General features: G+C 68.5%; 19 protein-coding genes and 2 pseudogenes. 7 read left to right on the plus strand and 14 right to left on the minus strand.

Annotated elements, in window-relative coordinates:
* Positions 1 to 125 precede the first annotated feature (125 nt).
* Positions 126 to 494 (plus strand): DUF427 domain-containing protein, encoded by a 369-nt coding sequence (locus FH610_RS06720; protein WP_139573414.1) that lies wholly within the window; start codon positions 126 to 128, stop codon positions 492 to 494.
* 1527 nt (positions 495 to 2021) lie between these two features.
* Here the strand turns inward: FH610_RS06720 and FH610_RS06725 are convergent.
* From FH610_RS06725 to FH610_RS06735, 4 genes and pseudogenes are all read right to left on the minus strand, one after another.
* The gene (locus FH610_RS06725) at positions 2022 to 4598 is read right to left on the minus strand and encodes an RICIN domain-containing protein (RefSeq protein WP_205825602.1); all 2577 of its coding nucleotides are present in this window, start codon (positions 4596 to 4598) and stop codon (positions 2022 to 2024) included.
* A 580-nt stretch (positions 4599 to 5178) separates the two neighbouring features.
* A complete protein-coding gene (locus FH610_RS45580) occupies positions 5179 to 5328 on the minus strand; it encodes a hypothetical protein (protein WP_161627930.1) in 150 nt (49 codons plus the stop codon).
* A gap of 17 nt (positions 5329 to 5345) precedes the next feature.
* Positions 5346 to 6006: pseudogene (locus FH610_RS45585) on the minus strand (DUF2637 domain-containing protein).
* A gap of 18 nt (positions 6007 to 6024) precedes the next feature.
* A pseudogene (locus FH610_RS06735) lies at positions 6025 to 6921 on the minus strand (FtsK/SpoIIIE domain-containing protein); the annotation flags it as partial.
* On the opposite strand from FH610_RS06735, the gene FH610_RS06740 reads away from it, so the two are divergent.
* Genes FH610_RS06740 through FH610_RS06750 form a run of 3 tightly spaced genes read left to right on the plus strand, consistent with a single transcriptional unit; the run spans position 6857 to position 9213 of the window.
* A complete protein-coding gene (locus FH610_RS06740; protein ID WP_338104518.1) occupies positions 6857 to 7777 on the plus strand; it encodes a replication initiator in 921 nt (306 codons plus the stop codon). The pseudogene FH610_RS06735 and the gene FH610_RS06740 overlap by 65 nt on opposite strands.
* Entirely contained in the window at positions 7774 to 7950 is a 177-nt protein-coding gene (locus FH610_RS06745) for a helix-turn-helix transcriptional regulator (RefSeq protein WP_139573417.1), read from the plus strand. The genes FH610_RS06740 and FH610_RS06745 overlap by 4 nt, the downstream gene beginning before the upstream one ends.
* A 3-nt stretch (positions 7951 to 7953) precedes the next feature.
* Positions 7954 to 9213 (plus strand): tyrosine-type recombinase/integrase, encoded by a 1260-nt coding sequence (locus FH610_RS06750; protein WP_139573418.1) that lies wholly within the window; start codon positions 7954 to 7956, stop codon positions 9211 to 9213.
* Between the two features lie 246 nt (positions 9214 to 9459).
* Here the strand turns inward: FH610_RS06750 and FH610_RS06755 are convergent, their stop codons facing one another.
* Entirely contained in the window at positions 9460 to 10623 is a 1164-nt protein-coding gene (locus FH610_RS06755; RefSeq protein ID WP_139573419.1) for an acyl-CoA dehydrogenase family protein, read from the minus strand.
* A gap of 226 nt (positions 10624 to 10849) precedes the next feature.
* Between FH610_RS06755 and FH610_RS06760 the strand changes: the two genes are divergently transcribed.
* Positions 10850 to 12163, plus strand: coding sequence for a UDP-glucose dehydrogenase family protein (locus FH610_RS06760; RefSeq protein WP_139573420.1), 1314 nt, complete (start codon positions 10850 to 10852; stop codon positions 12161 to 12163).
* Positions 12164 to 12244: 81 nt separating this feature from the next.
* Here FH610_RS06760 and FH610_RS06765 read toward each other — a convergent pair whose 3' ends face one another.
* A complete protein-coding gene (locus tag FH610_RS06765; protein ID WP_139573421.1) occupies positions 12245 to 12844 on the minus strand; it encodes a TetR/AcrR family transcriptional regulator in 600 nt (199 codons plus the stop codon).
* A 105-nt stretch (positions 12845 to 12949) separates the two neighbouring features.
* Between FH610_RS06765 and FH610_RS06770 the strand changes: the two genes are divergently transcribed.
* A complete protein-coding gene (locus FH610_RS06770; RefSeq protein ID WP_205825604.1) occupies positions 12950 to 14368 on the plus strand; it encodes an MDR family MFS transporter in 1419 nt (472 codons plus the stop codon).
* A 29-nt stretch (positions 14369 to 14397) separates the two neighbouring features.
* On the opposite strand, the gene purE is transcribed toward FH610_RS06770, so the two are convergent.
* The 4 genes from purE to FH610_RS06790 are packed head-to-tail and all read right to left on the minus strand — an operon-like array spanning position 14398 to position 18330.
* Positions 14398 to 14901 carry a 5-(carboxyamino)imidazole ribonucleotide mutase gene (gene purE / locus FH610_RS06775; RefSeq protein WP_139573422.1) on the minus strand — a complete coding sequence of 168 codons (504 nt, stop codon included), beginning with the start codon at positions 14899 to 14901 and terminating at the stop codon, positions 14398 to 14400.
* On the minus strand, positions 14894 to 16060 hold the full coding sequence (locus FH610_RS06780) for a 5-(carboxyamino)imidazole ribonucleotide synthase (RefSeq protein WP_139573423.1): 1167 nt from the start codon (positions 16058 to 16060) through the stop codon (positions 14894 to 14896). Before FH610_RS06780 ends, purE begins: the two co-directional genes overlap by 8 nt.
* A 35-nt stretch (positions 16061 to 16095) precedes the next feature.
* Entirely contained in the window at positions 16096 to 17070 is a 975-nt protein-coding gene (locus tag FH610_RS06785) for a hypothetical protein (RefSeq protein ID WP_139573424.1), read from the minus strand.
* Positions 17071 to 17127: 57 nt separating this feature from the next.
* Complete coding sequence (locus FH610_RS06790) at positions 17128 to 18330, minus strand: RNA-guided endonuclease InsQ/TnpB family protein (RefSeq protein WP_139573425.1); 1203 nt, start codon at positions 18328 to 18330, stop codon at positions 17128 to 17130.
* Between the two features lie 353 nt (positions 18331 to 18683).
* Between FH610_RS06790 and FH610_RS06795 the strand changes: the two genes are divergently transcribed.
* Positions 18684 to 19214 (plus strand): GtrA family protein, encoded by a 531-nt coding sequence (locus FH610_RS06795; protein WP_139573426.1) that lies wholly within the window; start codon positions 18684 to 18686, stop codon positions 19212 to 19214.
* A gap of 16 nt (positions 19215 to 19230) precedes the next feature.
* Here the strand turns inward: FH610_RS06795 and FH610_RS06800 are convergent, their stop codons facing one another.
* The 4 genes from FH610_RS06800 to FH610_RS06815 form a co-directional block, all read right to left on the minus strand.
* Complete coding sequence (locus tag FH610_RS06800) at positions 19231 to 20499, minus strand: ATP-binding protein (RefSeq protein ID WP_167538687.1); 1269 nt, start codon at positions 20497 to 20499, stop codon at positions 19231 to 19233.
* 35 nt (positions 20500 to 20534) lie between these two features.
* Complete coding sequence (locus tag FH610_RS06805; RefSeq protein ID WP_030451323.1) at positions 20535 to 21203, minus strand: response regulator transcription factor; 669 nt, start codon at positions 21201 to 21203, stop codon at positions 20535 to 20537.
* Positions 21204 to 21474: 271 nt separating this feature from the next.
* Positions 21475 to 21957, minus strand: a complete 483-nt coding sequence (gene bfr / locus FH610_RS06810; protein ID WP_139573427.1) for a bacterioferritin — start codon at positions 21955 to 21957, stop codon at positions 21475 to 21477.
* A 13-nt stretch (positions 21958 to 21970) separates the two neighbouring features.
* Complete coding sequence (locus FH610_RS06815) at positions 21971 to 22171, minus strand: (2Fe-2S)-binding protein (RefSeq protein ID WP_338104519.1); 201 nt, start codon at positions 22169 to 22171, stop codon at positions 21971 to 21973.
* Between the last annotated feature and the right edge of the window lie 91 nt (positions 22172 to 22262).

Below are 22262 nucleotides of genomic sequence, written 5' to 3' on the forward strand. Positions count from 1 at the left end.
ATTACTCGGCTAATACACAGGAATTCTTTGCCGCGTGGCGCATATTCGTGTTACGGTGGAATACGAACAGTGGACGCACGGCCGGTGAGCATTGGTCGCCGCCGGAGATGTTTGATGGGATTCACATGAATACACAAGAACATCGCATCGAGCTCACACACGCGTCGGACCACGTCGTGGTGCGAGTCAATGACACGGTCGTCGCGACCTCCTCCCGGGCGCTTGTACTCACCGAGACGAAGTGCCCACCGCGGTACTACCTGCCGCAGGAGGATGTGAAGATGGATCTGCTGCGGTCGTCGACGACGACGTCGCACTGCCCGTACAAGGGCGATGCGGTGTACTGGTCGGTTGACACCGGAGAGGCTCCGGTCGAAGACGTCGTCTGGTCCTACCCGGAACCATTCGCGCAGGTCGAGCAGATCAGAGGACGGCTCGCCTTCTGGGCCGAGAAGCCGGGCGTCACCCTGGAAGTGAACGGGCAGGTCGCGTAAGCAGTCGCAGTTCACAGCTTCCGCAAGGCAGATTTCATAAGCCGTCACTCTGGTGCTTGTGGAGGGTTGACCGATCACGATCTGTCGTGCAAGCACCTCGGGGCTGAGCTGTTGAATATCGCCGCGGAGCCGTCCGACGACGAATCTCAGGGAACAGAGACGGAAAGGTGATCGTTCAGAGGCTGTCCACGTAGACAGCAAACCCCGCCTCCCCAACATTGGAGGCGGGGTGTTCGCTGCTCAAGGACTACTTGAGGAGCTGGCGGGCCATGACCATGCGCTGGATCTGGTTGGTGCCCTCGTAGATCTGGGTGTTCTCCGCCGTACTCCTGAGCGAACTGGGCTAACTCCTTGATCTAGCCTCTGACCAGGGCATAAGCCTCTGGGTACCTGTCATGGTTTCTCGCTGGCTTACGGGCTCTCACGGAACAGCCACGGAACAAGATCCGCATTATCGGCAATCCACCGCTCTTGATCACTCGCCCGAAGGGTGACTCACAGTAGCCATTCGGATGGAGAGTGAACATCGGATTTGGTGTTGCCGTCGACGCGCGCCACATCTCAGCCCACCATGATCGCCTCGTCTGCCGTCGTCCCAGGGCGACCCGAAAGCGGGCCGGCGACGGAGACGCAAGCCCGGTCTGGCGTGTACCTGTCCCCGGCGCCCTTTCTCCTCTGCTGGTTGCCCTACAGAAGGGACCGGGCTTGTGTCGGAGGAGTCGGTCTGCTGGGCTCCACCTGGGCGACGTCAGGTGAGTCGATCATGGCCCTCAGCCACACCACAACCGGAACCCTTGCTCCTCGATCCCCTCGGAGCCAGACTCCCCCGCCGGAGGCCCTTGGACCTTCTGTTTACAAGCCGGGAGAAGATCGTCTACTCCTGTCCCTCAGCGTCTCTTCCTGCCTGCTCAGCGGGCTGATTGGCTTGATCGTCTTCTGTCGACGTCTACGGCCGTCTCGGGACGCAGTTAGCATCCGCGTTAGAAAGATCATCGCCCGGCGCACCGGAGGCGGCTTATCGCCCCCACGGGGATGCGCGATGAAGGCGATGGCCAACATGCTTCCCCCTCTGGCGTTCTTGCTCGGACTGCGATTCCATAACGCCCCTCATAGGGATGGCGGCGGTGCTTGAACCAACACGACGGCCGTGGCGCCCATCACCATGGACCGTCGAACGCTGCGGCCCCCCGAGCTGTGCGAACAAGCCATGTGGGTCTCCTCATGGTTGGAGGAGCTGGCCGACGGTTGCGGAACCTCCATCAGCGTGGGGTCCATTGACCGTCATTGATCGAACCCCCATGGGGGTTCGATCAATGACGAGCGCCTACCGCTCGCGAGCGAGGCGGTTCGATGCGTTCACCGCGGTGGTCTGCCGGGCCGTACCGATGGGAGCGGAGACAAGGTACTCGGTGGTGGTCGCTTGCCGACGTTCGGAGTTGACATCTCGCCGCTACCCCTGGCCGCAGGGCGGAGCGGCCAGGGGTAGCGGTCGACGCCGCGGCAGCAGGCGAGAACCGGGTCGTCCGGTCAGGTCTGGTTAAATTGCCATTGCTGGTTGGCCCCGCCGTTGGCGGCCCACTGCACGACCGGTGCCCCGTCGCTCGTCGCCGCACCGGAGACGTCCGCCACCAGTCCGCTGTTGTGGCTGACGATGGTGTAGTAGCCGTTGCCGGTGGATCGCAGATACCACATCTGGTTGGTGCCGCCGTTGGCCGTCCACTGCTGCAGTTGCAGCCCGGCCGTGCTGCTGCCGGCGTTGACGTCGAGCACCTTTCCACTCGGGACGTACTTGAGGGTGTAGGAGCCGTCGGAGGTTGTGGCGATGGTCCAGGTGGCGGTGCCGCTCTGCTGGACCACCTTGGCACCGTCGGCGGTGGAGTTGCCCGCGACAGCGAGCGGCTTGCCGCTGTTGCGGTTGACGATGCGGTAGGTGCCCGGTGCGGGTCCGCTTCCGCTGCTTCCGCCGAGGTTGAAGTACTCCACCGCGTCGGTGAAGACGGGGCTACCGGACTTCGTGGTCGACAGCTGCAGGTACACGCGGTTGCCGGTGGCCGGTGTGGTGAAGGTGACCGGCTGGGTGACCCGCGAGCCGAGCGGGACGGTCAAGGTCGTGCTTCCGGACGCGACGACCGCGCCGTCCGGCGCGTCGAGCCGCGCCGTCCAAGTGAAGCCCACCGAAGTGTCGGCGAAGTCGTCGTTGAAAACGGTGATGTTGCGGGTCACCGAGGCGTTCCGGGCGTAGGTGGGCACGGCCTGCGGCAGCGGGAAGCTGCCGTTCGAGTCCGAGGCGCCGGAGGCGGACCAGTACGGGAGGTCGACCGCTGCCACCGGGTTGAACGCCGCCTGCACGCGCTGGATCTGCGGGTTGCTCCAGGGGTTCGAGAGGTTGTCCGCGCCGTAGATAGGGTGACCGCCCTCCTCCGGGGTGAAGTCCGTGGAACGCACTCCGGGCACAACGCTGGCCCAGGCGGACAGCAGCGTGTACGGACGCAGGTCGGTGGCGTTCTTGCCGCGCTTGGCCAGGGTTGCCGTGGCGAACCACTCGAAGCCCTGCTTGTTGTTGCATGCCGGCCAGATGAACTCGCCCTCACCGTCGGGCCGCCCGTTCACGGTGATCAGGCCCTCCCCGTACCTGCCGAAGCCATCGACGTAGTGCGAGATCACCGCGAAGTTGGCGTACGTCATCCCGGGATACATGTTGGGATTCGCGCCGACGCCCAGCTCGACGATGATCGGCCGGGTGCCGTCGGCGCCGTTCATCGCCGCGTACAGGTCCTTCTCGAACTGTTCGGAATCCTGGCCGCTCTGGTTCGGCTCGTTGTTCTGACTCCAGCGGATGACCGCGGGGTGGTTGCGGTCGCGCAGGACCAGCGCACGGGCGTGGTTGACCATGTTGTCGTGCCCGGAGATCCAATCCTGCCCGGACTGGGAGCCGCGGATCGCGACCTCGTCGATGATCATCAGGCCCATCTCGTCGGCGACATCCAACATGTACGGGCTGGCCGGCTCCTGGTGGACGCGCACCACGTTGTAGTTGAGCCGCTGGTAGTTGTCCACGGCCTGCGGCCAGCCGCCGTTGCCCGACGAAGGCGGAAGGAATCCGGGCAGCGTGTCGTAGGCGTCGCCCTTGCCGCCGTTGTTGATCCGGTCGTAGTCGGCACCCTGGAGGTTGTCGCCGCGGAAGTTCACGCGCACGCCGTTGAGGTAGTAGTACTCGCCGTTCTGGGTGGCCTCCCGGAACCCGAACCGGTACGTGGCGTCGCTGGTGTGCCCGTCATCGGTGTCGGCATGCACCGTCAGCCGATGCAGCTGCGCCCGGTACCCCGACCGGTACGGCACGTTGGGCCACCAGTACGAGGTGCTGTCGAGGTTCCACGCGACCGGCCCGACGGTCACGGTCCCGGTCGAGTGGGCCGCCACGGTGACCGTACGGCTGGGCAGTGCCGGGTAGCTGAAAGCCGTTCCGTTGTCAGACGACAGCGACCCGGTCAACGTCACCGACCGGGAACTGCCCGACGTGTTACGCACCGTCACGTCGTAGCTCAACGTCTTGTTGGCCACCGACGTACGCACGAATGTGTCGCTGACGTACACCGCCGGGTACACCCGCAGGAACGCCGAACGGTAGATCCCCTGGGGGACCGCCTCGGACCACTCGGCGGCGTCGGGCACCAGGTACCGGCCGTTGGATGCCTTCAACGCGCCGCGGCCCTTCACGTCGACGCTGATCGTATGAGTGGTGCCCGGTGCGGCGTAGGCGCTGATGTCGAACTTCGAGGGAGTGAAGGCCGTGGTCTGCGTCGCGACCACCCGGCCGTCCACCGACAAGGTCGCCTGGTGGTTCACGGCGCCGAACTCGATCCACGTCGACTGCGGCTGCCCCGAGTCCGGCACCGTCACCGTACGCGAGTACACCGCCTGTGACACATCGGTGAAACCCTGCTTGTACCAGCCACCTCCGGGCACCTTGATCGACGTCGTCGACCGGCCCGCCGGAGTGAAGCTCCACGTCCCGGCCAGATCGACCGAGGCGACCGCGGCATTGCCCGCGGTGAAGCCGTCGATGTCCCCGGCGGCGGCGACCGAGGCGGCGGACTTCGACACGGTGGATTCCGACGATGCGGACCGCTGTGCCGCCACAGCCGGCTGAGCCCCGATCAACGCGACCAGCAAGGCCGCCACCACAGCCGGCCACCTGCTCGCCGGACGTCGAGGACGGGAGGAGGGATCGCTCCGCTTCATCGGTAATCCTTTCGGGTGAATCCCGTGTGTGAGGTACTTCCCGGGTCCGGCCGGCCCTCCGCGGGCGCCACTGCCCGGCCGTTCAGGCCGTCGCCGTTCGTCGGCGAAAGCCGACGGCTTGAGGGGGCATTCTGTCTCCTCGTAATGGGAGCGTCGTATCGGTTCGACGGATGGCCGGCCATCACACTTAAGGCCCAGGCTCCCACCTGTCAATGCTCAGGGTTCACAGAGATCGGATCACTTCGGCCGTCTGGCTCCCATCACGCCCGATCAGATCACGCGGTCCTAGACGCCGTGTAATTTTCAGGCTGCGTTGGACGCCTCGAACACGGTTCCAAGATCGAGAATCGGCATGCTCGGGACCATCCAACCTGTGTCGAACTTTCACAGTTAAACGGATCGATTCGATGCCGTCGGGCGCCTGGTAGAGGAATGGGCCCACCTACGGCCCTACGCCAGCAATGACGAACGCACCGATGCCCTCGGAGACTTCCTGCACCGCTAGGACGGGGACGGCCGGGTTGGCATCCAGGAAGTCGGCCAGGGCGCGGAGCCCGGCGATGAGGGCGGAACGGTGGTCGTCGTTGGTCATGTGGTGGTCTCCTTTCGTCAGGCGGGTTCGGACGCGGTGCGCAGGGTGCGCAGCAGGTCGGAGGCGAGCTGGTTGGACACGCCCAGGCGGGCACGTAGCAGGTCGCGGGTGATCGGTTTGCCGTGCTTGGCCTGGGTGTTCGTCGGCGACGCGGCGGGCGTAGTCGACCAGGGCCGGGGACGGTCCTGGCTCGTCGTCCTGTCCGTCCTCTACGGCGGGGACGAGCGCCGGGGAGGGGGACGGTGAGGATGAGACGGTCTCGACGGTCAGGACGGGCGCGGATGGTTCGGGGCGAGGGGCGGCGGCGCGGCGTTCGAGCATCGAGACGGCGATGAGGAACGCCCCGGCGGGGGTGGCGGCAGTGAGCCAGCCCCACACGGTCGGCTCGGCTTGGTGGAGGTTGGCGGCCAGGGACAGGACGATCCCACCGGCCAGGACGAGCGTCGGCCAGGACACGAGACCGGTCCGTTGTCGTCCGGTCTTCTTGTCCCGCTGGCGTTCGCGGGCGGCCATGACGCAGGTGAGGTCGACGCAGACGGCCACGGCCCATGACATCCAGCCGGTCTGTCCGTGGCCGGTGGCGGTGTCGCGGATGTGGGTGAACGATCCGGCACCCGCGATGGCGGCCAGGACGAGGACCGGCCCGGTGTCGAGCAGCCATGAGGCGAGGCGTCGCATCGTTACCCCCTTTCTCGGTCAGGCGGATAGCAGGTCGGATAGGTCAGCCCCGTCCCGGTCGGGCCGGGCGATGTCGGCCCAGTCGGGGGTGAGGTGGGCGTAGGTGCGGGCGGCGTGCTCAGCAGTGCGCTCGGCGACGTAGAAGGAGCGGGCGCGGTACCACTGGCCGTCCTGGGAGGCGATGATCGCGACGCCGGGTGTCTCGGCGGGGATCGCTCGGGCGGAGACCAGGGCGGCGGGGTCGAGGTCGCCGAGGGTCATGGTCGCGGTCTCCGGGTCGTTGACCCGGTGGCAGATCCGCCCCGAGCACTGAGCGCGAAGCGCGGTGACGCCGGGGCCCAGGTCTGAGCCGATTCGCTGGCCGGACAGGAACAGGTAGATGCCGAACGCCCGCCCGAGTTGCGCGATGCGCAGCAGTGCGGTGGAGGTGTGAGCGATCTCGTCTTTCTCGGACTTGTCGGCCATCAGGTACAGCTCGGCCAGCTCGTCGACCAGCACCACGACCGGGACCGGCCGCACGCCGGGCGGCAGTTGCCAGATGTTGCGGGCGCCGGCCGTACGGCACAGCCCCATCCGGTCGACCATGAGCGCCACCAGGTCATCCAGCAGGGTCACGCTCTCGGCCCGTGTGGTTGCCAAAGCCGACAGGCGTGGCGTGTACGGGGTGAACTCGACGCCGCCTTTGAGGTCGATGCCGACCAGCGCAACCGGTTGCGGGGCCAGCCCGACGAGCAGGGCGTTGGCGAGGTTGGACTTGCCCGACTGGGTGGCGCCCGCGTTGATCCAGTGCGGCACCGTGCGGAAGTCGATCGTCCACAGCCCGCCGGTCTCCAGCCGCCCGACGTGGACGGTGAGGAGGTCGTCGGAGGCCGGGAGGTGGTCGAGCTGGACGAGTGGGTCTCGCACGGTGGCGGCCCCGCTCTGCCCCGACTGCTACGACTACACCGGCTCGGTGCTGTTCAACGCGGTCGCGCCGCTGCTGTGGAAGCGCCTCGCCGACGCCCTACGGCGGCACCTGGCCAAGCTCGGCGGCCTGACTCTCCGCGACATGCGCGACCAGCTCGTCGTGTCCTTCGCCAAGGTGGCTGAGTACCAGCGGCGCGGCGTCGTCCACCTCCACGCCGTCATCCGGCTCGACGGTCCGGCTGGACCGATCTCGCCGCCCCCGGCCTGGGCGACGCTCGACCTGCTAACACAGGCCGTAGAGCACGCCGCCGCCGTGGTCATCGCCAAGATCCCGGCGTTCGACAACGAGCCCGCGCGTGTCCTGCACTGGGGTACGCAAATCGACGTCCGCCCGGTCACCCTTGACGGTGAGCTGACCGACCAGGCCGTTGCGGGCTACATCGCCAAGTACGCCACCAAGGCCGCCGAATGCGTCGGCACCATGGACCGGCGCATCGTCCCCGGCGAGGACCTGGCCGCCCTGCCCGTCCGGGACCACGCCCGGCGACTCATCGCCGAGTGCCTCCGCCTCGGCTCCTTCGAGGAGCTGGCGGACCTACGGCTGACCCAGTGGGCGCACATGCTCGGCTTCCGCGGCCACTTCTCCACCCGATCCCGCCGCTACTCCACCACCCTCGGCGACATCCGTGCCGACCGGCAGGAACATGCTCGCGATGAGCAGATCACGACGGGCCTCCTGCCCCTCCTCGACGAGGACACCGTCCTCGTCGTCAGCGAATGGGAGTACGCCGGAAAGGGCTACTCCCCCGGTGACGCCCTGGTCGCCACGCTTGCCACGACATGGCTGCCGGACGGTGGCCGATGATCGCGCTCGAACGGCTCTGGACAGCGGAAGAAGTCTCGGAGTTCCTCGGCGTCCCGGTCGCCACGCTCTATCAATGGCGACACCATCGGACGGGTCCCCCCAGCAGGAAGATCGGCCGTCACCTGCGCTACGTGCCCGAGGACGTTATGTCCTGGGTCCGGGAACAGGAGTAGCCGGTGGCCTACGTCAAGGACCTGTGGACCAAGACAGTCCGCCGCCCGGACGGCAGGACGGAGAAGGTCAGGACCTCCCGGTACGGCGGCGGAAAGCGCTGGCTCGCCGTCTGGCTCGACCCGGACGGGAAGGAGGTGTCCGCCGCCTTCGACCGGAAGGCCGATGCGGAGAAGAAGGCCGCGTCGATGGGCACCGACGTCAACCGCGGCGAGTACATCGACCCCAACGCCGGCAAGATGCTGTTCGGCGACATCGCGGCCCGCTGGCTCGACTCCCGCATCGTCGACCCGTCCACGAAGATCCGATACGAGTACATCTACCGCCTGCACGTCGGCCCGGCCTTCGCACGGCGGCAGGTCAAGAGCATCCTCCCCTCGCACGTCCAGGCATGGATCAGTGACCTGAACGAGCGTTACGGCCCGTCGACCATCGAGACGTCGTTCCTCGTCCTTCAAGGCGTCCTTGAGCTGGCCGTCGCGGATGAGGCTATCCGTAAGAACCCGGCCCGATCCCCGATCGTCCAGGTGCCCAAGCGTTCCGGTGAAGAGCTGATCGCATGGTCGGACGAGAGGGTCCATGCGGTGATCCACGCCCATCCGGACCTCTTCCGCCTCATCCCGATCATCGCCGCGTCCTGCGGTCTCCGTCAGGGAGAGCTGTTCGGCCTGGCCCTAGAGGACGTCGACTTCGACGAGGGAATCGTCCGCGTCCGGCGGCAGATCAAGAAGCTCGGCCGAGACCACGTATTCGCCCTCCCCAAGAACGACCGTGAGCGCATGGACCCGCTCCCTCAGTGGGCCGCTGAGGCCATCAAACGGCACGTCAATGCCTATCCCCCGCTCGCCTGCTCGCTGCCCTGGGAGAAGCTCAACGGCCCTCTCCGTACGCACAACCTGCTCTTCCGCTGGACGGACGACAAGTTCATCCGGGCGCGCGGCTACAGCGAACTCGTCTGGAAGCCCTCCCTCGTCGCGGCCGGCGTCATCCCGGATGCCGAGAAGGACGCCCGAGCGCGGAAGCGCTTCACGACCTCACGGAAGGAGGGCCTTCACCAGCTCCGGCACTACTACGCCAGCGTCATGCTCGCGGGTGGCGTCTCCGTGAAGGAACTCGCCGAGTATCTCGGCCACGCCGACCCCGGCTTCACGCTCCGGGTGTACGCCCACATGATGCCCGGCTCCCACGACCGAGCCCGCAAGGCCATCGACGACCGCCTGTTCCGTCCCCGCGCCGTCTCCGGCGACCAGGTCGCCACGGGGTAGCGCCTGGAAAGTACACGAGCCACCGGCGACGAAACCCGCCCGGTGGCTCTTCGCTTTTCGTGACTACAGATGGTCACCCTGGGTGAGCGCGGGCGCGTCCCGCTGATGGTCGTTGACGATCACAGCCAAACGCGTTCGGCAGCTCTCACGGAACAGCCACGGAACAAGATCTTTTAGAGGCTCCGAATCGGACATGGCGCACCCCGCCTCCCGAGTGCGGCAGGCGGGGCTACCGCAGGTCAGGGGTTACTTGAGGAGCTGGCGGGCCATGACCATGCGCTGGATCTGGTTGGTGCCCTCGTAGATCTGGGTGATCTTGGCATCGCGCATCATGCGCTCGACCGGGAACTCCCGCGTGTAGCCGTACCCTCCCAGCAGCTGGACGGCGTCGACGGTGATCTCCATGGCGGCGTCGGAGGCGGCGCACTTGGCGGCACTGGAGAAGAACGTGAGGTCCTTGACCCGGGTGCCCTTCATGGCCAGCTCCGACTTGGCGGCGGCGGCGTAGGTGAGCTGGCGGGCGGCCTCCAGCTTCATCGCCATGTCGGCGAGCATGAACTGCAGGCCCTGGAAGTCGGCGATCGGCTTGCCGAACTGCTTGCGCTCCTTGACGTATCCGAGCGCGTAGTCGAGCGCGCCCTGCGCGATGCCGAGCGCCTGGGCGGCGATCGTGATGCGGGTGTGGTCGAGCGTGGCCAGGGCGGTCTTGAACCCGGTGCCCGGCTCGCCGATCATCCGCGAGGCCGGGATGCGGACGTTCTCCAGGATGACCTGGCGCGTGGGCGAGCCCTTGATGCCGAGCTTCTTCTCCTTGGCCCCGAACGAGACGCCCTCGTCGTCCTTCTCCACCACGAACGCCGAGATGCCGCGGGCGCCGGCCGAGGGGTCGGTCACGGCCATGACCGTGTAGTACTCCGACACGCCCGCGTTGGTGATCCACATCTTGGTGCCGTTGAGCACGTAGTGGTCGCCGTCGCGCTCGGCCCTGGTCTTCATCGAGGCGGCGTCAGAGCCGGCCTCCGGCTCTGACAGGGCGTAGGAGAACATGCCCTCCCCGCGCGCCACGGGCGTCAGGTAGCGCTGCTTGAGCTCCTCGGACGCCGACAGCAGCAGCGGCACGGTGCCCAGCTTGTTGACGGCCGGGATCAGCGAGGACGAGGCGCACGCGCGGGCGACCTCCTCGATGACGATCACGGTAGCGAGCGCGTCGGCGCCCGCCCCGCCGTACGCCTCGGGGATGTGGACGGCGTGCAGGTCGGCCGCGACGAGGTCCTTGTAGACCTCCCAGGGGAACTCCTCGTTCTCGTCGGCCGCCGCGGCGCGCGGGGCGATCTTCTCGTCGGCGAGGGCCCGGACCGTTTCGCGGAGCATCTCGTGCTCCTCAGCGGGGGCGTAGAGAGGGAAGCTCATAGCGCCGATACTAGGACGTCCGACTAGAAAGTTACCAGTCAGTACGACCCCCTCCTTGACACAACGCCCTGACAGGGGCGAGGAAGTGCTGGCCTGGCGTCGACCTGGCACGCCCAGAGCCGTACCGTGGGGGCCAAGGCGCTGGTTTGCCCAGGTGGCTCACAGGGCAGTTGACTGGGCCGGTACCATGCCAGATCACAAAGAGTCGGTAAGAGGGGAGCATGCCGTGCCGTACCGCCTCACTGTGCTGGGGACCGGATACCTGGGTGCTACGCACGCGGCGTGCATGGCCGAACTGGGCTTCGAAGTGCTCGGTCTTGACGTGGACCAGAGCAAGATCGAGCGACTGCAGCGCGGCGAGTTGCCGATTCACGAGCCCGGCCTGCAGGAGCTCCTCCAACGCAACCTCGACTCGGGCAGGCTGCGCTTCACCACCTCCTACGAGGAGGTGGCGCAGTTCGGCGACGTCCACTTCATCTGTGTGGGCACGCCCCAGACGAAGGGCGGGTACGCCGCCGACGTCTCCTACCTCGACGCGGTCGTCGAGTCGCTGGCCCCCCACCTCGACCGCGAGTGCCTGGTCGTGGGCAAGTCCACGGTGCCGGTCGGCACCGCCGAGCGCCTCGCGGACAAGCTCGTACGGCTCTCGCCCGCCGGGATGCAGGTCGAGCTGGCCTGGAACCCCGAGTTCCTGCGTGAGGGCTTCGCCGTGCAGGACACGCTCCGCCCCGACCGGATCGTGCTCGGGGTCACCTCCGAGCGGGCCGAGAAGGTGCTGCGGGACGTCTACGCGCCCCTGGGCGAGGTCCCGATCGTGGTGACCGACTTCCCCACCGCCGAGCTGGTGAAGTCGGCCGCGAACGCGTTCCTGGCCACGAAGATCTCGTTCATCAACGCCATGGCCGAGGTCTGCGAGGCCGCCGGCGGCGACGTCACCCAGTTGTCGCAGGCGCTGTCGTACGACGAGCGGATCGGCGGCAGATACCTCAACGCCGGCCTCGGCTTCGGCGGCGGCTGCCTGCCCAAGGACATCAGGGCGTTCACGGCCAGGGCCGACGAGCTCGGCGCCCACCAGGCGCTCGCCTTCCTCCGCGAGGTCGACGAGATCAACCTGCGCCGCCGCGTCCGGACGGTCGACCTCACCCGCGACCTCCTGGGCGGGGCGTTCGACGGCCGCAGGGTCGCGGTGCTGGGAGCGGCGTTCAAACCCAACTCCGACGACATCCGCGACTCGCCTGCCCTCGACGTGGCCGTGAAGATCGCGGAGCAGGGCGGGCAGGTCACGGTCTACGATCCGGCCGCCCTGTCGAACGCGCGGGCGGCCCACCCCCACCTCGGGTACGCCGGGTCGGCCCTGGAGGCCGCACAGGGGGCCGAGGTCGTGCTGCTGCTCACCGAGTGGCAGGAGTTCGTCGCCCTCGACCCCGAGGAGCTGGGCACGGTCGTCACCGCCCGCACGATCGTCGACGGCCGCAATGCCCTCGACGCGGACACCTGGCGCGAGGCTGGTTGGGACTACCGCGCCCTCGGCCGCCCCTGATCTCCCCGCCGACCACGCCGACCCCGCCGACCTCACCGGCCGTGCTTGCCCAGGTATGGCCGGGGCGGTCGAGGAGCGCCGTCATTCCGCCCTGAGCCGGACAAGGGGCAGGAAGACGTCGTCGACGATCTCGGCGATGACATCCTCGGAGACCGGTCGCCCGGTCATCAGGAGTTCGTGACGGATCAGGTCGACCGGCAGGTCCGCCAGCCGCGCGGTGATGCGCCGAGGGTCGATCTCCCCGCGCGCGGCGGCGCGGTCGAGGACCTGCTCCATCAGGCGGGGTCCCCCGCGCTCCGCCAGGAGCCGCTCCCGCAGGTCGGCCAAGGTGGAGTCGGTCTCCGCGAAGTATTCGCTCATCTGCATGCTCATCACCACCGCCAACTCGCCGCGCCGCTCCGACATCCAGCGCAGCAGGGCCACGAGGTCGTCGCGGAGAGAACCGGTGTCGGGCACCGCGAACGGGTCCTTCCGGCCGTAGTGGCCGATCGCGGCTATCGCCAGGTCTGCCCGGCTGGCCCAACGGCGGTAGACGACCGGCCGGCTGGTCTGGGCGCGTGCGGCCACGCCCTCGAACGTGAAGCCGCCATAGCCGACGCTGACCAGTTCGTCCCAGGCGGCGTCCAGCAACGCCTCCTCCAACTCGGCCCCGCGCCGCCGGCTTGCGGTCTTCTCTGGCACGACTCCCCCTCAAGATACACGAGTGCATCTTATTGACGACACGACGTCCGGTCGATTAGATACACGAGTGCATCTAATTATCGTCCGGAGGTCACCGTGAGCGCCTTGCGGCCATCCCTCGCCCGGGAACGCCTCGACCCGGGATTCGTCCGGCTCTCGCTCGTCATGCTGACCGGCGCCCTCGCCGTCGTCTTCGACACGACGATCGTCAACATCGCACTGGAGACCCTGGGACGGCAACTGCGCGTGCCGGTCTCGACCGTCCAGTGGATCACCACGGGCTACCTGCTCGCCCTCGGCATGGCGGTGCCGACGACGAACTGGCTGACCGGCCGTTTCGGCGGCAAGAAGGTCTGGCTGGCCGCGCTCGCGCTCTTCCTGGCCGGATCCGTCGGCGCGAGCCTCGCCCCGGACGCGACGACCCTGATCGTCTGCCGGGTGGTGCAGGGCGCGGGCGGCGGTCTCATGCTGCCCGTCATGCAGACGCTCCTGGTCCAGGCCGCGAACGGGCGTTCACTCGGCCGCGCCACGGCGGTCATCGCGCTGCCCGCCCTGTTGGGCCCGGTGCTCGGCCCGGTCCTCGGCGGCCTGATCGTCCAGCACCTCACCTGGCGCTGGATCTTCTGGGTCAACGTGCCGTTCTGCCTGGCCGGGCTCGCGCTGGCCTGGCGCTTCATGCCCTCGGGGGAACGCGACCGCGACGCGGCGCTCGACTGGATCGGCCTGGCCCTGCTGTGCCCGGGCATCGCCGCGATCATCTTCGGGCTCTCCCGGGTCGGCGCCGGCGGCGGCTTCGGCCACGCCGAGGTGCTCCTGCCGCTCGTCGCGGGCGCCACGCTCGTCGCCTGCTTCGCCGTACGAGCGCTCAGGACGGACGGCACACCGCTCGTCGACGTGCGACTGCTGGGGAACTCCTCGTTCAGTGCGGCGAGCGCGTTGATGTTCCTGTCGGGCTTCGTCCTGTACGGCGCGATGCTGCTGATCCCGCTCTACTTCCAGCAGGTGGGCGGCCGGGACGCGCTCACGGCCGGCATCCTGCTCGCCCCGCAGGGCATAGGCGTGCTGCTGAGCAGGGGACCGGCCGGCACGCTCACCGACCGCCTGGGCGCGCGCCCGGTCACGGCCGTGGGCCTGGCGGTCACGGCGCTGGGGACGCTGCCGTTCGCCTGGGCCGGACCGGGCATCGAGACGTGGTGGCTCGTCGCCGCGCTGGTCGTGCGCGGCATCGGCCTCGGCGCGGTGACGATTCCCATCATGACCAGCGCGTACGAGGGACTCGCCCGCGACCGGGTGCCGCATGCCAGCGTGATCACGAGGACCCTGCAGCAGATCGGCGGCTCGTTCGGCACCGCCGTGCTGGCCGTGGTCCTCAACAGCGAACTCGCCCGTCATCCCGGCGGGCCGCCGGACGCCGCGGCGGCCTTCGGCCACACGTTCTGGTGGTCCGTCGGCTTCACGGTGCTCGCACTGGCCGTGTCGGCGTGGCTGCCCTCCCGGCTCACCCGCCGCGCGACGGGTCGCTGACCGCGCCGGGTCTACCGACCGAGCTGTGCCTACTGACCGAGTTGGGCCGCCTCTGCGCGCAGGCGCTCGCCCTTGGCGTGGGCCTGGTCTCGCAGAGTGTCCTGGAACTCCTCCATCCGCCGCCGCAGCCCCTCGTCCGACGCCGCCAGGATCCGTACGGCGAGCAGCCCCGCGTTGCGGGCCCCGCCGACGGCGACGGTCGCCACGGGCACCCCGGCCGGCATCTGGACGATCGACAGCAGCGAGTCCATGCCGTCCAGATACTTCAGCGGCACCGGGACGCCGATCACGGGCAGCGGGGTGACCGAGGCCAGCATGCCCGGCAGGTGGGCCGCGCCGCCCGCACCCGCGATGATCACCTTCAGTCCGCGCCCGGCGGCGCGGGAGCCGTACTCGATCATCTCCGCGGGCATGCGGTGCGCCGACACCACGTCGGCCTCGAAGGACACGCCGAATTCCGCGACGGCCTCGGCGGCCTGCCGCATCACCGGCCAGTCCGAGTCGCTCCCCATGACGATCCCGACGTCAGGCATCCACAGGTCCTCTCAGGCAGGTGACGGCGTGGTGAGCGCGGGCCCGCACCTCGTCGAGGTCGGTCCCGAGGGCGGTGACGTGCCCGATCTTGCGGCCGGGCCGGACGTCCTTGCCGTAGAAGTGAATCTTGATGCCCGGGTCGTTGGCCATCACGTGCTCATACCGGGAGTACACGTCGGGGTCGGGCCCGCCGAGCAGGTTGGCCATGACGACGACCGGCGCGGTCATCGACGGCGACCCGAGCGGCAGATTGAGCACGGCCCGCAGGTGCTGCTCGAACTGCGAGGTGCGGGCACCCTCGATCGTCCAGTGGCCGCTGTTGTGGGGGCGCATGGCCAGCTCGTTGACCACGAGCCCGGACTTCGTGACGAACATCTCGACCGCGAGGAGCCCGGTCACGCCGAGGTCGCGGGCGATCGTGAGCGCGACACGCTGGGCGTCCGCCGCCGCCTCCTCACCCAGGCCGGGGGCGGGCGCGATGACCTCGACGCAGATGCCGTCCTTCTGCACGGTCTCGACCACGGGGTAGCTGACGCCCTGGCCGTGCGCGGACCGGGCCACCAGCACGGCGACCTCCCGCTCGAACGGGACGAACGCCTCGGCCAGCAGGGCCACACCGGTGCCGAGCACCTCGCGCGCCTCGTCGGGGGTCTCGCAGACCCACACGCCCCGGCCGTCGTAGCCGCCACGCACGGCCTTCAGCACGACCGGCCAGCCGTGCTCCTCGGCGAACGTCTCCACACCGGCCAGGTCCTCGACGCGGGCCCAGGCCGGGCAGGGCGCGCCGATCTCGGTGAGCCGCTCCCGCATGACCGCCTTGTCCTGCGCGTGGACCAGGGCGTCCGCCCCGGGATGTACGGCGTGGCCGTCGGCGGTCAGGGCCCGGATGTGCTCGGTCGGCACGTGCTCGTGGTCGAAGGTGACGGCGTCGCACCCCTTCGCGAACTCCCGGAGATCGGCGAGGTCGCGGTAGTCGCCGAGCCGGGTGTCCACGATCACCTTGGCGGCGCTCTCGTCACGGGTGTTCGCGAGCACGCGCAGGTCGATGCCGAGCGCGATCGCGGCCTGCTGCGTCATCCTCGCCAGCTGGCCCGCGCCGACCATGCCCACCACGGGCGCGGTCACGGGTCCGGAAGGGGGAACGTTCGAGCTGTTCACGACAGGTCAGCCTACCTATTGCGCGAGGAAAACCGTCAGCCGGAGCCCTCGGCGAGATCGGCGAGGACCCGGCGCATGCCGACCGTCGTCATCGTGGTGTCCTTCGCCACCCTGGTGGCCAGCACAAGGATCTCGCTGCCGGTGACGGTCGTGGCCGCGCCACCCGTGAAGGCGCGTACGTCGGCGGCCCGGTAGCGGGGATGGACGAGGGAGTGACGGCCCGAGCCCGGCTTCTGGGTGAAGACGACGCGCAGCGCGTGGAACACCAGCGACCCGCCGCCGGGCAGCGCGAGCGCGCGGGCCGGTCCCTCGATGCGCACGTCGGTGGACAGGTGATCGGGACGGACTCTGCCGGGGGCGCGGACCAGTTCCGCGAGAAGGCGGCGCATGGGATCGCCGGAGGCGAAGCGCACCCCGCTGACCCCGTTCCCGTTCACTCCGGCGGGATCGGTCAGGAACGCGACGTGCCGGGTGGGCGCGAGCCGCGCCCCGACGGCCGCGTCCGGGTCGGCCGCGGCGTCGATCGCCTCGCCGTCCACGCCGCCCTCCACCGCGGGCGCCTTGCCGACGAGCGGGATCGGCCCGGCCCCGAGCCGCCATCGGCCGTCCGCCCGTACGAAGACGAAGTAGGCCGGCTCGGGCTTGCGGGCGAGCACGGCGAACCAGGCGCCGTCCTCGCCGTCCTCCCGGGCGGGCAGCAGGAACTCCGGATCCCGATAGGCACGGAAGGCGGGCGCCGGGCGGCCCTCGCGGGCGGCCGCGCAGACGCGGCTCCCGACGGTGCTCTCCACACCGGTCGTGAGCTGCTCGATCTCGGCGCAGTCCCGGTCCTTCCAGGAGCCGGACAGGTCGCCGAGGCCGTCGAAGGCCGCCTGTGCTTCGGCCGCGGTGATCTCGACCGTCGCCGGGGACGTGGCGCCCGGCTCGGCCGGGGTCTCGCGTACGCCCTCGGTCCCACACCCCGCGAGCAGGGCGAGGCCGAGACCGAGGGCCGTGAGTCTGCGCAACACGAGAAAGGCCACCCCTCCAGAACGCGCACGTCCCCGAACAAATTGACTTCCCCCCGCCTAAAGGCGGGGGATTCCCGCCCTCACGGGCTGGGCTTCCTGTTTCAACGCCGACCGCATCCGGGAGGACCCGGAATGACTCACGTCAGCTCCGCAGGCGGACACCGCTCGACCAGCGGCCAGGATGTTCTTGGCGGCGTTGACGTCCCGGTCGTGCCGGGTGCCGCAGTCCGGGCACGTCCAGTGCCGGGAGGACAGGGACAGCGTGGCGAGCAGGTGCCCGCACGCGCTGCACGTCTTCGAGCTGGGATACCAGCGGTCGATCACGACCAGGTGCCGCCCGGCACGTGCGGCTTTGTACTCCAGTTGACGGCAGAACTCCCCCCACCCGCAGTCGGAGATCGCCCGTGCCAGGCGGCGGTTGCGGACCATCCCTTTGACGTTGAGATCCTCGATCACGATCAGGTCGTGGTCGCGGACCAGCCGGGTGGAGGTGCGGTGCAGGAAGTCGGCGCGGGCGTCCCGCACCTTGGCGTGGGCGCGGGCGACCTTCACCCTGGCCTTGGCCCGGTTGCTGCTGCCGCGCTGCTTGCGGGCCATCCTGCGCTGGTAGCGGGCCAGATTGCGGGCCTTGCGCTCCAGATGGCGCGGGTTGGGGATCTTCTCCCCGGTGGACAGGACGGCGAAGTCGCTCACGCCGAGGTCGACCCCGACCTCCGATCCGGTGGCCGGCGCCGGCTCGGCCTCGTTCTCGGTCTCCACGGCAAAGGAGGCATACCAGCGGCCGTCGGAGTCTCTGGAGACGGTCACCGTGGTCGGGCTGATCGTGGCGGGGTCGATTTCGGGCCAGGACCACACGAAGTCGATCGGGTCGTCCATCTTCGCCAGGTGCAGTCGCCCGTCGCGCCAGCGGAACGCCGAGCGGGTGTAGGTGGCGGACTTGCGGCCGTGACGGGACTTGAACCGCGGGTATTTGGCGCGCCCTGCGAAGAAGTTCACGAACGCCGTGTGCTGGTGCCGCAACGCCTGCTGCAAGGGGACGCTCGACACTTCGTACAGGAAGTCGTGGCCGCCGTCGCGTTTCAACTCGGTCAGATACCGGTCGGTCTGGGCGTAGGAGGTTGTCACGCCCTCTGCGCGGTAGCGGGCCTGCCGCCATGCCAGGACGATGTTCCAGACCAGGCGTACGCAACCGAACGTACGGTTCAGCACCGCTGCTTGTTCGGCGGTGGGGTAGACCCGCACCTTGTAGGCCGTACGCATGTTCGAACTTTACCGTCCACTTGCTCGCTGGGTCAGCGAAAGGAGAAAGGCTTGAGCACTGGTTCTCTGCGTTGTCCCGGCTTCGCCAGGCCGCCCCTTGGGGGCCCTGGTTCCTTCCGATCCCGAAGGCCCGGGCTTCCTTCGGAGGTCTAGGTGATCCTGGTCGGGCGAGAGCGTAGTGCGAAGAGCGCCCGCTCATCCCACATAGCAGGATTTTTCTTGAAATGTTCTTTGATGACCTGGGACGAAGCGGGCGAAGGTTGCGGCAAGACCCCGATTTGTGCTTGCTACCGGTAGCCTGAGAAGACCTCGCCGCCGACCATGGCCGCCGATCAGGAAGGACCGTGCGGGACGTGCAGTTTCTACGACGCGCCTACGAGCGGTTCGCCGCGCTCATCCACGAGTTGATCAAGTTCGGCCTGGTGGGCGCGATCGCGTTCGTCATCGACTTCGGCGGCACGAACGTGCTGCGGTTCGGCGTCGGCATGGGCCCGCTGTTTTCGAAGGTCCTGGCCACGATCGTCGCCGCGACGTTCGCGTACGCGGGCAACCGCTTCTGGACCTACCGGCATCGCCAGCAGAGCGGCCTGGCGCGCGAGTACGTCCTGTTCTTCCTGCTGAACGCCATCGGCCTGCTGCCCTCACTGCTCACCATCGGCTTCGTGACGTACTCGCTGGGCCTGCACGACACGCTGAGCTACAACATCGCTCAGGCCATCGGCCTGGGCCTGGGCACGCTGTTCCGCCTCTGGTCGTACAAGAAGTGGGTGTTCCTCGCGGCCACGAAACTGGCCGAGGAGTCCGCCGAGGGGGCTGTCGAGAGGGTCGGCGCGCGGCCCCACCCCGACGTGAAGGCACAGGCCGACCCCCTCACCACCAGCTGAACCCTCAGCTGAACCGTCAGGCGGGGCCGCTCACCACACGATGACGTCCACTGTCGCGGGTGTGGCGTAAGAAGATGGCGAAGGTCGCCGGGCGGCGCTTGACCAGCTCCAGCCGCCCGCCGTCGGCCGCCACCAGGGCACGGGCGAGGGTGAGCCCCAGGCCGGTGCCGCCTCCCCCGCTCACGCTCCGCTCGAACACCCGGTGGCCGAGGGCCTCCGGGATGCCCGGGCCCTCGTCGGCCACCTCGATCACCACAGACCTGCCCGTACTCGATGTGTTGATCGTCAGCACGCCGTCGCCGTGCTTGAGGGAGTTCTCCAGCAGGGTGGACAGCACCTGGCTGAGCCCGCCGGTCGTGCCGAGCGCGCTGAGGCCCCGGTCGCCCGCGAGCACCAGCGACCGGTGGGCGCGGCGGAACGCCGGCTCCCACTCGGTGATCTGCTGACCCACCACGTCGTCGACGTCGATCGGCGCCGCCTGGGCGTGACGCTGGCGGCGGGCGGCGGCCAGCAGTTCGTCGATCACGGCGGTCAGCCGCTCGACCTGCACGACCGCGGCCTCGCCCTCCTCGCGGACCACCTCGGGCTGGTCGGCCGCCGCGACGATCTCCTCCAGGCGCATGCTCAGCCCGGTCAGCGGCGTGCGCAGCTGATGGGAGGCGTCGGTCGCGAACTCGCGCTCCCGCGCGAGCAGGTCGGAGATCCGCAGCGCGCTGCGGTCCAGCACCTCGGCCACGAGATCCAGCTCGGGGATCCCGTAACGGTGCCTGCTCGGCCTCGCGTCGCCCGAGCCCAGCCGCTCGGCGATCCTGGTGAGATCTTGGAGCGGCAGGTTCAGGCGACGCGAGGTGACGGTGGCCAGCCCGATCGCGGCCCCGAGGGCCACGACCGCGAGCGCGATGATGAGCACCAGCCGCGCCTGGGTGTCCTGGTGAATCTGGGCCGCGTCGCGGCTGACGCGTACGTAACCGTTCTCGGAGCGCGCCTCCTCGGTCAGATCACGGCCTGCCGGTGGAGGCGAGCCCACGACGATCGGCGGTTTCCCTCGGACGAACACCTGGAGGTATCGGTCCGGGTAGTTCCGCGCGAGCTGGTCCGGACTGATCCCCTGCCCCTGGCTGAGGGAGTACTCCACTCCGAGCAGCAGCCGGCCCGCGTCCGTTCTGAGCTCCTGGGCGACCTCGTCGCTGATCAAGCGCACGACGACCACACCCAGGGGCACGCCTAACAGCAGTACCGCGATGACCGCGACGAGCAGCATGGAGGAAAGCAGGCGCCGGCGCACGTGCTAGCCCCTCCCCCGCAACCGCCCCACGGCGGCTACTCGCGCTCGAAACGGAAGCCGACCCCTCGGACGGTCGTGATGTAGCGCGGCTTGGCCGCGTCGTCGCCGAGCTTCCGGCGCAGCCATGAGATGTGCATGTCGAGTGTCTTGGTCGACCCCCACCAGTTCGTGTCCCACACCTCGCGCATGATCTGCTCGCGGGTGACGACCTTGCCCGCGTCCCGTACGAGCACGCGCAGCAAATCGAACTCCTTGGTGGTCAGGTGCAGTTCCTTGTCTCCCATCCAGGCCCGGCGGGAGTCGGCGTCGATGCGGACGCCTTGCACCACCGGGGTCTCCGATGTCCCGCGCCGGAGCAGGGCCCGCACGCGGGCGAGCAGTTCTGCGAGGCGGAACGGCTTGGTGACGTAGTCGTCGGCCCCGGCGTCGAGACCGACGACGGTGTCGACTTCGTCGACACGGGCGGTGAGGATCAGGACCGGAGTCCCGTGTCCCTCCGCGCGTATGCGGCGCGCGACCTCCAGCCCGTCCATCTCTGGAAGGCCGAGGTCGAGAACAATCAGGTCGACGCCCCCCGACAAGGCCCTCTCCAGGGCCTGCGGGCCATCGGGGCTCACCTCCACCTGATAGCCCTCCCGGCGCAGGGCTCGCGCCAGCGGCTCGGAAATCGAGGTGTCATCCTCGGCGAGAAGTACGCAGGTCATGGTGCGATCGTAGGACCTTGTGCGATCGTTTCCCGGCTACAGCGCGCCTTTTGACTTGTCGTTGACTCATCAATTGACCTGGGCAAACACTGATAAATCCGGGATAGTCAGCACGCAAGCGACGCGATCTTCCACCCCATTCTCGACCATTCCGAACTTCGTCGCTGGAAAGCGGATAATGGCGCGAAAAACGCCCGCCGAAACGATGACGACGGGCGTTGTCCATCTGATTTCCCGTGCGACCGGGAGCGACGGCCGGGAGAGCACCGGCTCAGGAGGACGACGGCGGCTCCGCGTACCGCTGGAGGTACAGCTGCTCGCCCAGGCTCTCCAGGAGGCCCAGCTCGGTCTCCAGGTAGTCGATGTGGTGCTCCTCGTCGGCCAGGATGCGCTCGAAGAGCGTGGCCGAGGTGATGTCCCCCCGCTCCCGCATGAGGGCGATGCCGGGCCGCAGCCGCTTGACCACGCCCAGCTCCAGATCCAGGTCGGCCTGAAGCTGCTCCCTGACGGTCTGGCCGATGTGCAGGGTGTTCAGCTTCTGGTAGTTCGGCAGGCCCTCCAGGAACAGGATCCGGTCGGTGAGTTCCTCCGCGTGCCGCATCTCGTCGATGGACTCCGCCCGCGTGATGGCGGCGAGCTTCGTATATCCCCAGTTCTCCTGCAGCTTGGCGTGCAGGAAGTACTGGTTGATGGCGGTCAGCTCGGAGGTGAGCTGCTCGTTGAGCAGCGCGATGATCTCTTTGTCGCCCTGCATAAGCTTCCTCGATCTATGCGCTGGTGACCAGGTCCTCTGACCGTTTCAGGATCGCACAGATCTTCCGGACGCAAGACGCGCAGTCCCCCCCTGCACCGGTGGCGTCCCGCACCTGGCGAGCCGTCCTCGCCCCCTCGGCGATGCAGTCGTGCACCTCGCTCTCGGTGACCGCGCGGCAGATGCAGACGTACATGGATCGCCTCTCAGGAATCATGAGGAAGGTTAGGCATACCTAAGATAACCCACTTTGGTAAGGCTTGCCTATGTGATCCAAGGCACAGAAAGGGGCGGCACTCCGCAATGGA

The sequence above is a fragment of the Microbispora catharanthi genome (genome assembly GCF_006334915.2).
In the GTDB taxonomy this organism is placed as follows: domain Bacteria; phylum Actinomycetota; class Actinomycetes; order Streptosporangiales; family Streptosporangiaceae; genus Microbispora; species Microbispora catharanthi.